Annotated in this window: 13 protein-coding genes; 4 read left to right on the top strand and 9 right to left on the bottom strand. The window is 56.4% G+C overall.

The features are described 5' to 3' along the window. Positions 1-188: 188 nt before the first annotated feature. The gene (locus R70723_RS27680; RefSeq protein ID WP_039877286.1) at positions 189-731 is read left to right on the top strand and encodes a glutathione peroxidase; all 543 of its coding nucleotides are present in this window, start codon (positions 189-191) and stop codon (positions 729-731) included. 178 nt (positions 732-909) lie between these two features. On the opposite strand, the gene R70723_RS27685 is transcribed toward R70723_RS27680, so the two are convergent. The 8 genes from R70723_RS27685 to R70723_RS27720 all read right to left on the bottom strand — a co-directional run bounded on the left by R70723_RS27685 (position 910) and on the right by R70723_RS27720 (position 9,107). Further along, complete coding sequence (locus R70723_RS27685; RefSeq protein WP_039877287.1) at positions 910-1,254, bottom strand: 4Fe-4S dicluster domain-containing protein; 345 nt, start codon at positions 1,252-1,254, stop codon at positions 910-912. Next, entirely contained in the window at positions 1,251-2,855 is a 1,605-nt protein-coding gene (locus R70723_RS27690) for an FAD-binding protein (RefSeq protein WP_039877288.1), read from the bottom strand. Before R70723_RS27690 ends, R70723_RS27685 begins: the two co-directional genes overlap by 4 nt. A gap of 567 nt (positions 2,856-3,422) precedes the next feature. Continuing rightward, a complete protein-coding gene (locus R70723_RS27695; RefSeq protein ID WP_039877289.1) occupies positions 3,423-4,490 on the bottom strand; it encodes an ABC transporter substrate-binding protein in 1,068 nt (355 codons plus the stop codon). A 44-nt stretch (positions 4,491-4,534) separates the two neighbouring features. Beyond that, positions 4,535-4,867 carry a 4Fe-4S dicluster domain-containing protein gene (locus R70723_RS27700; protein WP_039877290.1) on the bottom strand — a complete coding sequence of 111 codons (333 nt, stop codon included), beginning with the start codon at positions 4,865-4,867 and terminating at the stop codon, positions 4,535-4,537. Next, positions 4,864-6,474: an FAD-dependent oxidoreductase gene (locus R70723_RS27705; protein WP_039877291.1), complete on the bottom strand. Its 1,611-nt coding sequence runs from the start codon at positions 6,472-6,474 to the stop codon at positions 4,864-4,866. The genes R70723_RS27700 and R70723_RS27705 overlap by 4 nt, the downstream gene beginning before the upstream one ends. A 24-nt stretch (positions 6,475-6,498) precedes the next feature. Further along, positions 6,499-7,386, bottom strand: a complete 888-nt coding sequence (locus R70723_RS27710) for an ABC transporter permease (RefSeq protein ID WP_039877292.1) — start codon at positions 7,384-7,386, stop codon at positions 6,499-6,501. A 14-nt stretch (positions 7,387-7,400) separates the two neighbouring features. Next, positions 7,401-8,201 (bottom strand): ABC transporter permease, encoded by an 801-nt coding sequence (locus tag R70723_RS27715; RefSeq protein ID WP_039877293.1) that lies wholly within the window; start codon positions 8,199-8,201, stop codon positions 7,401-7,403. A gap of 129 nt (positions 8,202-8,330) precedes the next feature. Further along, positions 8,331-9,107 carry an ABC transporter ATP-binding protein gene (locus R70723_RS27720; RefSeq protein ID WP_039877294.1) on the bottom strand — a complete coding sequence of 259 codons (777 nt, stop codon included), beginning with the start codon at positions 9,105-9,107 and terminating at the stop codon, positions 8,331-8,333. 608 nt (positions 9,108-9,715) lie between these two features. On the opposite strand from R70723_RS27720, the gene R70723_RS27725 reads away from it, so the two are divergent. Continuing rightward, positions 9,716-10,828: an LLM class flavin-dependent oxidoreductase gene (locus tag R70723_RS27725; RefSeq protein ID WP_047171251.1), complete on the top strand. Its 1,113-nt coding sequence runs from the start codon at positions 9,716-9,718 to the stop codon at positions 10,826-10,828. Positions 10,829-10,937: 109 nt separating this feature from the next. Here R70723_RS27725 and R70723_RS27730 read toward each other — a convergent pair whose 3' ends face one another. Then, entirely contained in the window at positions 10,938-11,804 is an 867-nt protein-coding gene (locus tag R70723_RS27730; RefSeq protein WP_039877295.1) for a helix-turn-helix domain-containing protein, read from the bottom strand. Positions 11,805-11,915: 111 nt separating this feature from the next. On the opposite strand from R70723_RS27730, the gene R70723_RS27735 reads away from it, so the two are divergent. Both R70723_RS27735 and R70723_RS27740 read left to right on the top strand, forming a co-directional pair. Next, positions 11,916-13,178: an MFS transporter gene (locus R70723_RS27735; protein ID WP_039877296.1), complete on the top strand. Its 1,263-nt coding sequence runs from the start codon at positions 11,916-11,918 to the stop codon at positions 13,176-13,178. Positions 13,179-13,207: 29 nt separating this feature from the next. After that, positions 13,208-13,789, top strand: a complete 582-nt coding sequence (locus R70723_RS27740) for a hypothetical protein (protein WP_039877297.1) — start codon at positions 13,208-13,210, stop codon at positions 13,787-13,789. Positions 13,790-13,792 lie beyond the last annotated feature (3 nt).

The following is a 13,792-nucleotide window of genomic DNA, read 5'->3' on the forward strand; positions in this document are numbered from 1 at the left end:
ATATTCTTTGTACTACCTGGGGAGAAACTCTGCCTGCTGAAGAAACAGTTCGTTCATCTTAGTATAAGCTTAACAGCCTGCTTCGTACATAAAAAATTCATCAGGCGCGTTTGACAGCAGATATTTAATTTTATACAATTTAATTGTAGGCAAATTATCAAGTGATTTCTGGGAGGCTGAAGCTGCCAATGAGTATCCATCAATATACGGCCCGCAATATCCGCGGGAAAGAAACAAGTCTGGAGCAATACAAGGGAAAAGTACTGCTGATTGTGAACACCGCCAGCAAATGCGGGTTCACTCCGCAATATTCCGACCTGCAGAAGCTGCATGAGAAGTATCAGGACCAGGGCTTCCAGATTCTCGGCTTCCCCAGCAACCAGTTCGGGGAAGAACCCGGCACCAACGAAGAAGTTGATGTGTTCTGCCAGATTAACTATGGGGTCAGCTTTCCCCTTTTTGAGAAGATTGATGTCAAAGGCCCAGATAAACATCCTTTGTTCAGCTACCTGACCTCTGAGGCGGGCTTTGCCGGCTTCGACCAGGACCACTCCGGCAGCCGGCTGCTGCAGAAGATGCTTGAGGAACGCGATCCCGCTTCCCTGGCCGACGATGAAGTGAAATGGAATTTCACCAAGTTTCTGATTGACCGTGACGGCCATGTGGTGAAGCGCTTTGAATCTCCTGTTGATCCGCTGGATATCGAGCCGGCTGTTGAAGCGCTGCTGTAACCCTAGGTTTACCGGAAAAGCTTCAAATGAACATTAATCCTGCGATCAATTTCAAAAAGGGTGTCCCGAAGCCGCAGAACGAACTGGCTTAGGGAACACCCTTTTTTAATTGCCGGACTGCTGCAGCCGAAGCGCACAGCCGGCATTGACCGGACAAGCCTCCGGCCCTGTACTTCTTTTATTTTCCCCGGAAGGTCCCGGTGAACACCTCAAAAAAGGGCGTTGTGTCCCGCTCCGCCATGGTGTCCTCCGCCCCCGGGTTCCAGCCGATCTCGGCCCTCCAGCTGCCAAGCAGCCCTGAGGCGATCAGCTCCTGTTCATCTACCTGAACAGACTCGTCTGCCTGCGGCGCTACGTAAAGCGCGTCCACGGGACAATAGGCCTCGCACATGAAGCAGGTCTGGCAATCCTCCTGGCGGGCAATCACAGCAAGCTTGCCCTGCATAGCAAATACATTCGTCGGACATACCTTGACGCACAGCCTGCACCCGATGCAGCGGTCCGCGCTTACGAGTTCAATCATATGACCCGCTCCTCTCCGGGTACCCGCAGCTCACGGGCATGCGGTACCCTTTCGGTGCTGGTGCCGATCCGGTCAATGCCCGACAGAATCAGCCGGTGGGTCTGGCGCGGGTCCAGCGCCGGATATTCCGCAAGCCGCTGCAGCCCCCGGCTCTCCTTGCGGGCGAGCGCAGCGGTGTAGATCCAGCGGCCGGCCTGCAGCATGGCCGCCGCTTCGCGGGACTGCACGATGCCCTGTACCGTGGCCGGCGGGCGGCCGGTGCTATAGGGCATCAGGCTATCCAGCCGCTGCAGCGCTGCGGCTACCCCGGGCTCGCTGCGGAAGTAATTGATCCGCAGCGGCAGGATTTCCTGCTGGACCGCCGCAATCAGCGGCTTCGGGTCCAGCGTCCCGCTTGCCGAGGCGCCGCCGGCAAGCCCCATGCGGCCGGCGGCGCGGAGCTGCCGGCTGCCGGCCCGGCGCGCCTGCGCCAGCGCGTGCCGGGCCGCTCCAAGGCCAGCCCAGCTGCCGCTGCAGATGGCCCAGGAGGCGTTGTAGGCGCCGCCGCCGGAGATGGCGCCGGTGACCTTCTCGCGGGAGGCGGCATCTCCCGCGGCGTACAGACCCGGCACCGTAGTCCTGCAGTCGGTGTCGATCAGGCGCAGGCCGCCCGTGCCGCGCATCGTGCCTTCATAGCGGAGCGTGAGCGGGAATTTATCCGTGAACGGATTAATGCCCGCCCGCTCCAGCGGCATGAAAAACACCGGATGGGCGTTCCGCAGGAACTGCTGCTTCGCCTCCGTATCCGCCAGGTCCAGCGAGGCATAGACCGGCCCCTGCAGCATCAGCTCCGGAATGCTACCGAAGGTGCGGTCGCCGCGGTGCAGCGGATTTCCCGCCGCATCGTACAGCGTTGCCCAGGCCAGCATCCGCCCGCGGGTCACTGTGCCGTCAGCAAAGCTCGGGGCATACTGCCGGGTGAACTCCATTCCTGACAGATCGGCTCCTATTTCAGCCGACATCAGCAGCCCTTCTCCGGTCAGCACGTTGCAGCCCAGGCCTTTGCTGAGAAAAGCACAGCCGCCGGTAGCGATAACCACCGCATTCGCCCGCACCTCCCAGGCTTCACCGGTCAGCCGGTTTATGCCGCGGGCCCCTCCGGCGCCATGCTCATCATGCAGCAGCTCCAGCGCCGGAGACTGGTCCCAGATCTTCACTCCCGCCTTGCGTACAACACGCCGCATGATCTTCATATACTCCGGGCCGTGCAGATGGGTCCGCAGCGGAGTGCCGTCCTGATCCTTCGGAAAAGGATAGCCCCACTCCTCAATCTGCTTCAGATTCTGCTCCACCTGATCCAGCACCCGGTGAATCCAGCTGTTCTCCGACAGGTAGCCGCCTGCCTGCAGCCTGGACCGGACTGCCGCATCACGCAGCTCGGCTACCGGCGGAATCACCAGCAGCGTAGTCCCGCCAGGTGCTGTAGCGCCGCTTGTTCCCAGGTAGCCTTTGTCGGCAAGAATGACCTTGGCGCCCTGTGAGGCAGCATTCCATGCCGCCCACGCCCCGGCCGGCCCGCCTCCCAGCACAAGCACATCTGTTGTTGTCTGCTGCTGCGGCATTTGTATTCCTCCTCCAATGTATACTAGCTCTCGCTGTATGGCGTTCGCAGCCTTAGGTATGCATACTCTCATGCGCAATTGGTATGCGGGTGAATACACACAAAAGTTGAAGCACGGGCAATCTTAGGATTACACGCACCAGTTGATATAGAAGCAGACAGCTGAATACACACACAAGTTGATCTACGGGCAAACTGCTGCGTAACAAAGTGAGGCTACCGAGAGTTAGTTTAAGATTGTGTTAATAAGCTCCCATGGTTGAAATTTGCAACGCCATAAGCCTGCTTACTCACAACAAATCGCTTTGCAGGACGTATGCTCATCAATTTAAGTGGAAATGTGACACCTAATTTCCCTCCAAGCCAAGAGGCACGAGGATTAATTGAAAAAAGGTCACTTAATTCCGCCTAATTTGCTCCGAAGGGGCCCTGCGGCTAAATTAGTTATACTTTTTCAAGCTAATCCTCTATTTTTCCTATAATTACGGGAATTAGGCGACTAAAATCCATCTAAATATGAACACATCCGTTTCGCAGAAGCCAATAAGCGCCTCCCTCCGCCTGAACGTTATTGCAGCTGCCAGTCGGTGATGCTGAAGTCTTTTTTGGCCAGCTTTTCTTCGACCAGGAAGTTCTTGGTGCCCTCCAGCAGCTTGGTGCCTTCCTCCGTAAATGCGGTATCCTTGATGTCGCTGATCGGATTCACCTGTTTGGCCAGCTCCGGCGTGGTATCGCCGATTTCAGCCAGGAATTCGTAGTATTCATCTTCATGCTGCTTGAGATCAGCCAGCGCTTTTTCACGCGCCTCGTTCCATACCTTAGGGAAGTCCGGGAACTTCTCCAGGTACTCCTCGGAGACAACAGTGGCACTGGAGCCCAGCAGATCCGGGTGCTTCGAGGCATCATCAAGGTGCGTATAGCCATCAGCAATCAGCTTCAATGCCGGAACGCCGAGGTTGGTGGTAGCATCCACATCCCCTCTGGCGAGTGCTGCCGTAGCATCAGGAATCAGCATGTGCACCAGCTTGTAGTCGGTTACCCCCTCCTGCTGCAGCAATCCTGCCACATAACGGTGCATGAAGGAGCCTTTCTGGATGGCAATGGTCTTGCCCTGCAGATCCTTAACGGTCTTCGGGCCGTCCTTTTTACCGATCAGATAGCCTACGGTGTGAGCCGAGGATTGAGAGATCAGCCGGGTCTTGGCGCCGGAAGCGTAAGCGATAATAGCGGGTGTATCCCCAAGGCTGCCGAAATCAAGCCGGCCGCTGATCAGCGATTCCGTCTGGTCGGGGCCGTTCGGGAAGCCGGTCAGCTTTACTTCGGTGATGCCGTATTTTTTCAGCTCCTCCTGAATGATTCCCTTATAAAAGCCCCAGCCCTCCGCGCCGCCCGGCACGTTCAGCTTATTGGAGCCGATAAAGCCGAAATTCAGTACAGCAGGCGCCGCGGCTACTGTTGTTTCACTGCCTGCAGCCTCCGCAGTATTATCGCCCCCTGCTGCTGAAGATGCACCGTTGCCGGAGCCGGCGTTATTGCCGCAGGCCTGCAGCACCAGCATAATCATGACCAGGCTTGCGAGCAGCAGCCCGCGGGCACCCTTTTTCCGTCCGCCTTGAATCTCTCTGTACGTTTTCATTAATGTTGTTCTCCCCTCGGTCTGATGTCTGATGATTGCTATTTCTAGAACCCGGCTCTGGCTGCCAGCTTATACATAAAGTCATGACTTGCCACCGGCTGTCTGCCTCTGCCCCAGCCTACCTTTTCCCTGTACCCGCCGAGCAGCCCCTGCTCTTCCAGCTCCGCTTCAGTCACACCGATAACCGTTTCAGAGTCAGGTGCAACATATAGTGCATCAACAGGGCAATACAGCTCGCACATGAAGCAGGTCTGGCAATCGCTCTGCCGGGCGATGACGGGGATTCCGTCTTCTACCCGGTCGAACACATTCGTCGGGCAGACGGATACACACTGGTTACACTCTACACACCTGGCAGCGCTGATGACTTCAATCACAGTAGTACACTCTCCTTCGCAACTTCTTCTGTTTTGACCCATACCTGATCCAGCCCGCCGCTGATCAGCCGGTGATGCTGGCCGTTGTCCGTTTCCTTGTAATCCTCGCGTTTATGCATGCCTCTGGTTTCGGTGCGGGCCAGTGCCGAGCTGTACATCCAGCGGGCAGTTGCCGTCATGGCTTCCGCTTCGCGGGCCTTTACTCCTTCCGGTGCGCGCTGAATTTCCCGGCTGCGCTGCTCTCTCCACAGTCCGTCCAGGCGGCTGAGTGAGGAGGTCAGCCCCTGCTCCGTACGGAACAGGTTGATGTCGTACGGCTTGACTTCGTCCTGCACAGCCGAGACAAACTCCGCTGCACGCGCCGCCGTTCCCGGCTTCACTTGCTGGTCAACCAGCGGGGAAGAGGACAGCCCGCGCGGCTTGCGGTCAGCGGCATGCTGCCCCAGTCCGGCGGCATAGGCGGCTGCGCCTTCTCCGGCAAAGGAGCCGGAGGACATCGCCCAGGCGGCATTGTGGCTGCCGCCGCCGGTGAAGCCGCCGCAGATCAGCTCGCGGGTTGCCGCATCGCCTGCGGCATACAGCCCCGGAACGCCGGTGCCGCAGTCTTCATCCGTTATCCGGATGCCGCCGGTGCCGCGTACCGTACCTTCCAGCCGCAGGGTAACCGGAAAGGCATCTTTGAACGGATTAATGCCCCGGCGGTCGAACGGCAGAAAGAAATTCGTCTGGGCAACCCGCAGCAGCGGCTGCAGATCCTCAGAAGCACCGTCAAGCTTGGCATAGACCTGGCGGCCGGCCAGCAGATTACGGGCGATGATTGAGCGGCCCTTTTTGGAGCCTGCACCTTCCACCACACTTCCGTCTTCATAATAGAAGCTGGCATAGCTGTAATAGGCTGTCTTGGTAACCGAGGAAAAGGTCGGGCAGATCGCATAGGCATTGGAGAATTCCATGCCTGACAGGCTGGCCCCGGCCTCGGCGGCGAATAGATAGCCGTCACCGGTCAGTACGTTGCAGCCCAGCGCCTTACTGAGGAAGGCGCACCCGCCGGTCGCAATGACGACTGCACCCGCCTGGACGCTCCATCCTTCTCCGCTCTGGGTCTGTACACCGGTTGCCCCGGCGACACCGTGTTCATCGGCCAGCAGCTCAAGCGCCGGACTGTGATCCAGGATCTTCACTCCCGCCTTCTTGACCAGCTTACGCATCAGCCGCATATATTCCGGACCCTGCAGGCTCCGGCGATACTGGTTGCCGTGCTCATCCAGCGGGAACGGGTAGCCGGAGACGCCCAGCCGGTTCATATTCTCATAGGTGCGGTCCAGCACCCGGTCCATCCAGCGGTGCTCCGCCAGCTTGCCGCCCATCGAGTAACGGCTGGCCTTGGCTTCTTCACGCAGCTTGTCGTCCGGCTGCACGTACCACACTCCTGTACCTGACGGAGCAGTAGCTCCGCTGGAGCCGCAGTAGCCTTTATCGGCCAGAATAACCTTTGCGCCTCTGGCCGCTGCCGTGAGTGCCGCCCATGTGCCTGCCGGACCTCCGCCGATTACCAGCACATCCGCCTGCAGATTCAGTACTCCTGTATATCCGATGGAAAGATTCATCTACCTTCAGCCCCCTTGGTTTAATTAGCCCTGATAGCTGTCCCGCCAGTGCAGCAGCTTGCGTTCGATGACGCGGAATAAGGAATCAATCAGCTTGCCTACAATAGCGAAAATAATAATGCCTACAAAAATAACCTCCGTATTGGAATTCTGCTTTGCCTCATTAATCAGAAACCCTACTCCGGAAGAAGAGCCGATAAGTTCGGCAACAACCAGGCCGATCCAGGCCACGGCCATTGAAAGACGCAGCCCGAGCAAAATGCCGGGAAGCGCAGCCGGCAGAATCAGCCGGCGCAGCCTCTGCAGCGGTCCGAAGCCAAGCACTCTGGCTACCTCAAACAGCTTGTTGTCCACACTACGGATCCCCATAAAGGTATTGATATACAGCGGGAAAAAAGCACCGCTCAGAATAATAGCGATCTTCGACACCTCACCGAAGCCAAACCAGAGAATAATCAGCGGGGCAATCGCCAGATGGGGAACCAGCCGCAGCACCTGGACACTGGGGTCAAGTAGATATTCCGCTTTGCGGAACAGCCCGGTCAGTACGCCAAGCAGCAGGCCGAGGACCCCGCCTATCACATATCCGAGCCCTGCCCGGCCGATGCTGACGCCGAGGTGATGGAGCAGCTCGCCGCTGGCCGCAAGTCCGGCAAAGGCCGACAGAATGGACCAGGGCGCCGGCAAAAACTCCGGCGAAATCCAGCCTGCACTCCCGCCAAGCTGCCATAGCGCAATGACTGCCGCCGGTATGGCAGCACCGGCGGCCCAATCGGACAGAAGATTCTTTGTCCGGCCAGAATATGTCTTTTTTTGCTTGTTAGAAGCAGAAATAGGTGCTGTTCCAGTGTAATCATGTGCCTCCCTTACCGCTTTTGCTGACTTCACAATCATTTCTGCCCCGTTGCTCATGCTGTACATTCCTCCTATCCTTGATAGCTGTCCTTCCATCTCAGCAGCCGCCGTTCAATCAGGCGGACAACCGAATCGCTAAGCAGCCCGGCTGCGGCAAAGACAATGATTCCGACGAAGACTACAGGCGTATCGGCAAACTGGCGGGCATCCGACATCATGTAGCCGATACCGGAGGTCGATGCAATAAGCTCTGCCACGACCAGCCCCAGCCAGGACAACCCCAGCGACAGGCGTACACCGAGCATAATGTTCGGGACCGCTGCCGGCAGCACCAGCCGCAGAACCTGCTGTACCCGGCTGAAGCCGAGCACTCTGGATACCTCGAACAGCTTGTTGTCCGTGCCGCGGATACCCATGAAGGTGTTGATATACAGCGGGAAGAACGCGCCCTTTGCGATTAGCAGGACCTTTGACTCCTCACCGATTCCGAACCACAGGATGAACAGCGGCACGACCGCCAGGCTCGGAATCATCCGGATCATCTGCAGCGACGGGTCCAGCAGCCGCTCCGATCTGCGGAACAGCCCGACCAGAATGCCGAGCAGCAGCCCAAGCCCCCCGCCGAGCAGAAATCCGGAGAAGGCCCGCACTGCACTGACCCGGAAATGGCTCCACAAATCTCCGCTTGCAGCCAGCGCGATAAAAGCTTGGGCTATAGTGTAAGGGGTCGGAAACAGCATCTCCGACAACATTCCGTAATGACCGAGCAGCTGCCACGAGACCAGCAGGCTTACCGGCAGCAGCAGGCCGAGCCCGGCAATAACCGCTTTTCCGGGTTTACCGGCACCTGCGGCCACAGCCTGATTACTCATATAAATGCCCCCTCAAATTATTTTTACAATTCACATGGTTTAAGTCGGATATATAGCGGCAAGAATACACCTTAGTATAGTCTTTAACTACCAGCTCAAGTCCGCTGCTCTCTTCTGCTTACACGCCGGTTAGATCCCCGCTCCGTCCGTCAATTCCAGCTCCTCCACCTTCTCAAAATAATTGAGCACTCTGAGCCGCAGCTCCTGAAAGGAGGTGGTTGTCTTTTTGCGCGGATACGGCAGGTCAACCGGCACGATTTTGCGGATTTTGCCCGGCCGCGGCTCCAGAATAACTACCCTGCCCCCCAGAAACACCGCTTCATCAATATCATGCGTTACAAAAATCATCGTTGTCCGGTTCTTCCGCCAGATATCCAGCAGCACCGTCTGCATATGGGCCCGGGTAAAAGCGTCCAGCGCACCAAACGGCTCATCCAGCAACAGAATCTTCGGATTCCGCAGCAGTGCCCGGGCAATGGCTACCCGCTGGGCCATCCCTCCCGAGAGCTCACGGGGATAGGCCTTTTCAAAGCCGGTCAGCTTCACCAGCTCAATCAGCTCATCCACCTTCCGGCGGATATCCGGCCGGCTGAGCGGCAGATCCGAGGCGATATTCTTCTCAACGGTAAGCCATGGAAACAGCCGGTGCTCCTGAAAAATAAACCCTTTGTCGATCCCGGGACCGCCGATTGCCTTCCCTTCCAGCGTTACACTTCCGGTATAGCCGGTGTCCAGGCCGGCGACAATGCGCAGCAGCGTGCTTTTGCCGCACCCGCTCGGGCCGATTACGGTGATGAACTCCCCCTGCTGCACATCAAGATTCACCTCATGCAAAGCCTTAACCTGGCCTCCGGCGGTGTCAAAGCTTTTGTTCAGCTGTGCGATGGACAGCATGACCTCTCCCATCTCTGCTCCTCCTTCTGGTTCTGCTGGTATACAAACTGGTATACAAAAAAAACAGAGGGACCTCGCGCTGGATAGCACGGGCACCTCTGTCTGTACAGTCGGCCAATGTAATTCAAAGTAAAACAATTTGAATTTGTGCATTTAAAATATCACCTATCTGCAGGTCTGTCAACAAAAAGACACAATAATTTTTTCAGGAGTGACCTCAACAGCCTGCCACAGCGGTTCACTGTAATTATCCTTTCATTGCAGCTTGCCTGTCTGCAGATTATAAGCCAGAATATCACTATTGACGGCAAAAAGCTGACCCTGGTCTATCAGCAGCTACTGCAGGTTTTTGCTTGGGGCCGAGGACCTCCCCCCACAGCAGATCCGCTATTTCCACATTCCCTTTTTTTCCGTATGAATCTTGTAAAAATCAACACACTAAAATCAAATGTCCATGCATCTGACTTGGCAAAATATTGACTCTAATGCGCTTACACAAAGAAACATTTACTCATAAACTTACATTTTGTAAGTTGTTGTGTTATAATAATTACTAGCCTATTCCTATGTTCAACGGACAAGCACGACAACTATTTTGAGATATAAGGAGTCTCCACTTTATGAATAATACTAATCATGTGAAGCCGGAAGCTGCCCCGGCATTTGAGTTCGGCATTTATACCTTGGGCGACCTGGTGACAGACTGCCATACCGGACAGCGGATCAGCCCGCAGCAGCGGCTGCAGGAGGTAATTGAAGCGGCCAAGCTTGCCGACGAGGCGGGCCTTGATGTGTTCGGCGTGGGTGAGCACCACCGGCTGGATTTTGTCATCTCTTCCATGCCGGTGGTGCTTGCTGCCATTGCCCAGGTGACCAAGCGGATCAAGCTGACCAGTGCAACTACTGTGCTGAGCACCTCTGATCCGGTGCGGATCTTTGAGGACTTCGCGACACTGGATCTGCTGTCCGGCGGACGGGCAGAAATTATTAACGGACGCGGCGCTTTTCTGGAATCCTTCCCGCTGTTCGGATATGATCTGGAGGACTACAAGAAGCTGTTCGCCGAGAATCTGGAGCTGCTGCTGGAGCTGAACAAGCATGAGGTCGTAAGCTGGAACGGCTCCTTCCGCTCACCGCTGAAGAATGCGGAGATTGCCCCGCGTCCCCTGCAGCCGAAGCTCCCGCTCTGGGTCGGCATCGGCGGCTCTCCTGAAAGCGCCGAGCAGGCCGGACGGCTGGGCATCGGCATGGCCATTGCCATTCTCAGCGGCAGCCCGGAGCCGTTCCAGAACCTTGCTGCCACCTACCGCCGCAGCGGGGCAGAAGCCGGGCATGCAGCTGAAGACCTGAAAATTGCCATCACCAGCCACGGCTACATCGCCAAAACCTCACAGCAGGCGGTCGATGAATACTATCCTTACTATTACAGCTACCGCAACGCCATCAGCCCGCATGCCGGGCAGGAATACCGGGTGTCCCGCAGCGATTTCGGCCGCTTCGTCTCCCCGGTCAATACGCTGGCTGTCGGCAGCCCGCAGCAGATTATCGAGAAGATCCTCTATCAGCATGAGCTGTTCGGCCATAACCGGTTCATGACCCAGCTCGATATCGGCGGCCTCCCATACAGCAAGGTGGCTACTGCAATCGAGTTGCTCGCGACAGAGGTCGCTCCGGTTGTCCGCCGGGAGATCGCCAAGAAGAACAACGTTACGCCATCGTCCGCTGAGCATTAATTTCCGGCTCACCACAATAACACAGCACAAAAGCCGCACTGTCCAATTCGCTTGGAGGCTGCGGCTTTTTTGTGTATACAGCACATCATAAAGTGACGGTTCCCCGCTCCTACAGCCCTTTTCCCAGATGCCCGCGGCATACCTTCAGCAGAGCCTGGCGGCTGTCCTCAAAATCCAGCTGCTTGAGAATATTCAGATAAGCCTTTAATTCAGCCGTACTCTCCTTCCGCTTCAGGCAAAGCAGTGTGAGCTCATAGTAGATCAGCGTAATGATTTTATCGTACAGCAGGTGGGTTTTGTCGGCTAACGGGAGCGCTTGTTCAAGAAATTGCAGGCTCTGCTCATAGCTGCGCTCCTTCAGGCACAGGATCGAGAGGTTCTGCAGCAGATGCTGCTGGACCGTTCTGCTCTCGGGAAAAGAGCGGTACCTGTCAAACTCCTTCGCGCCCCTGAGGCCAAAAAACACCGCATCGCTGCTGCTCAGCGTAAACAAAAAATTGTTCAGCAGCTTGAACTCATACAGGTACCAGCGGTCCACGCCCAGCAGATACGGTTTGATATAGGCAGCAATCTCAGGCAGAGTCCTGATTTCATCCGCCTGCTGATGCTGGATCAGCACACCCTGGCCGAGCAGATACAGATGGTAATAGGCCTCAGTCTGTGTGGACTCGTACATGAAGCGGCACTCCCGGCTGACTGCCCTGAGCCGATCAAAATCGTAGCGGTTTCCGGCTTCCGTCAGGCTCAAATGCAGCGTCCGCTTTACCTGCGGGGCATTGTCCTGATGCAGAAACAGCAGCTCCTCCAGCGACATCTCCAGCTTGTCCAGCAGCAGAATCAGCTTGTCGTAGCCAGGGTAATAATGCCCGCCTTCAAAGCGCGACAGGTTGGAGCGGCTCATGATGCCGCCTGCCAGCACGGCCTGATTGATTCCCTTTGACCTGCGGATCTGTCCGATGGTTTTTCCGAGAAGCATGGCTTATCTCCCCCGTTCCTGTGTGAGTATCCGGCACATTTTTTAAGAATATTTTCCATTATATGCTACACTCGGCGCAATGAAAATACACATTCCAGGGGGAAAGTAACGATGAATTTGCGCATAGCACGGCAGCTGAACATGAGAGTGTGGAATATTCTGGCGGGGACTCTGTTTACGAGAACGGCCCTGTTCATGAGCGTCCCTTATCTGTCTATCTTTCTGATGAGTCAAAAACACATTCCGCTGCTGCCCGCCAGTCTGATCCTCGCAGTTAATCCGCTGGCGGGTGTAGCCTTCAGCTGGCTTGGCGGCGCGCTAGCCGATAAACTGCCGGTCCATAGGATCCTCCTCTACACGCCTCTTGTCTGGGGAACCGTGTTCATCCTGTTTTATTTTGCCGGCGGCTTCTGGAGCTTCCTGGTGCTGAATGCCCTTAACGGCATGTGTTACTCCCTTTTTGAGCCTGCCAGCAAAAAGGTGCTGTCCGCTGAGTCCCTACCGGAGCACCGTCTGCTCGTCTTTAACCTGAGGTACATGGCGATTAACATCGGCTGCTTTGCCGGACCCTTGCTCAGCCTGCTGTTCAATATGAAAATGACCCTGTTTCCCTATATCATCCTAGGTGTCATGTATATTCTGTATGGTGCTTCCACGAAGCTGTTTTTCCGAATAGAGCTTACTTCAGCTGCTAATGCCCCCGTTCCTGCTCACGTTAAAGGCGTCCTCAGCCTGCAGGCCCTCTCCGCGATCCGCAAAGACCATGTCTACCTGCTGCTGGTGGCGGGCATGAGCTTTTCCTACTTTGGCTATTCGCAGCTGAACGGAACCGTCTCCCAGTTTCTGTCGAACACTGCTATGCTCGCGGACGGTACCCGGCTATATTCCATCCTGCTGTCGGCTAACGCCATTGTGATTCTGGCTGCCCAGTTCGCCGTGCTGCGCCTGATTTCCGGCTGGAATCCGTTCAACGTAGTGCTGCTCAGCAATCTGCTGATTGGACTCAGCTTTCTGTTCTTCCTCTTTCCTGCCGCTTACCTGCCGCTGCTGCTATTCATTGTTGTATTTAGTCTCGGTGAGCTGCTGATCGGCGCGCGGTTTGATGCCCTGGTCGATGAGCTGTCTTCTGCAGATAACAAGGGGCTGTACTTCGGCTGCACAGAGTTTGTGAAGGCGGGAGCGATCAGCGGTCCGGTTGTCGGAGGGGGGCTGCTGGGGCTGTTCGGCTTTCAGGCAGCCTGGCCCGTGTTCGGGCTGCTGGCAATGATTACGCTGGCCGGCAGCGGGCTGATCCGGGCGGCGGGGTGGAAGCACCTGCGTACGCGAAATAGGGGAAAAGCGGGTGCAGCACCGGATACTGCTGCTGATAGTTAAACGCCGTGCGTTCGGAAGAGCCGCAGCGGTTGGGCCGATTCAAAGGCATAAAGGCCTTTGATTTTGGCTATTCCGGCCTGACTGGCCCATTCAAAGGCATAAAGGCCTTTGATTTTGGCCATTTCGGCCTGAAGGGCCGATTCAAAGGCAAAAAGGCCTTTGATTTCGGCCATTCCGGCGTGCCGAGCCATTTCAAAGGCAAAAAGGCCTTTGCTTTTGGCCATTCCGGCCTACCGGGCCGATTCAAAGGCATAAAGGCCTTTGATTTTGGCCATTCCGGCCTGACGGGCCCATTCAAAGGCATAAAGGCCTTTGATTTCGGCCATTCCGGCGTGCCGAGCCATTTCAAAGGCATAAATGCCTTTGCTTTCGGCCATTCCAGCCTGACGGGCCCATTCAAAGGCAAAAAGGCCTTTGATTTCGGCCATTCCAGCCTGACGGGCCGATCCAAAGGCAAAAGGGCCTTTGATTTCGGCTGTTTCGGCCAGGCCATTCCGGCCCACCAATCCAATTCATTCCGGTTATCCCGTCCGGCCAAGAACAGCCCTACCCCGCAAATCAAAAAAAGCCCCCGGATCTCCGGGAGCCTGAACGGGCCAAATAAGCTGTAACTG

This window comes from Paenibacillus sp. FSL R7-0273, assembly GCF_000758625.1.
Lineage (GTDB): Bacteria > Bacillota > Bacilli > Paenibacillales > Paenibacillaceae > Paenibacillus_AQ.

Coding starts and splice junctions, on each gene's coding strand:
- R70723_RS27685 (WP_039877287.1), bottom strand. CDS start 1,254: ATGATTGAACTCGTAAGCGCGGACCGCTGCATCGGGTGCAGGCTGTGC.
- R70723_RS27690 (WP_039877288.1), bottom strand. CDS start 2,855: ATGCCGCAGCAGCAGACAACAACAGATGTGCTTGTGCTGGGAGGCGGG.
- R70723_RS27720 (WP_039877294.1), bottom strand. CDS start 9,107: ATGGGAGAGGTCATGCTGTCCATCGCACAGCTGAACAAAAGCTTTGAC.
- R70723_RS27680 (WP_039877286.1), top strand. CDS start 189: ATGAGTATCCATCAATATACGGCCCGCAATATCCGCGGGAAAGAAACA.
- R70723_RS27730 (WP_039877295.1), bottom strand. CDS start 11,804: ATGCTTCTCGGAAAAACCATCGGACAGATCCGCAGGTCAAAGGGAATC.
- R70723_RS27735 (WP_039877296.1), top strand. CDS start 11,916: ATGAATTTGCGCATAGCACGGCAGCTGAACATGAGAGTGTGGAATATT.
- R70723_RS27695 (WP_039877289.1), bottom strand. CDS start 4,490: ATGAAAACGTACAGAGAGATTCAAGGCGGACGGAAAAAGGGTGCCCGC.
- R70723_RS27710 (WP_039877292.1), bottom strand. CDS start 7,386: ATGAGCAACGGGGCAGAAATGATTGTGAAGTCAGCAAAAGCGGTAAGG.
- R70723_RS27715 (WP_039877293.1), bottom strand. CDS start 8,201: ATGAGTAATCAGGCTGTGGCCGCAGGTGCCGGTAAACCCGGAAAAGCG.
- R70723_RS27705 (WP_039877291.1), bottom strand. CDS start 6,474: ATGAATCTTTCCATCGGATATACAGGAGTACTGAATCTGCAGGCGGAT.
- R70723_RS27725 (WP_047171251.1), top strand. CDS start 9,716: ATGAATAATACTAATCATGTGAAGCCGGAAGCTGCCCCGGCATTTGAG.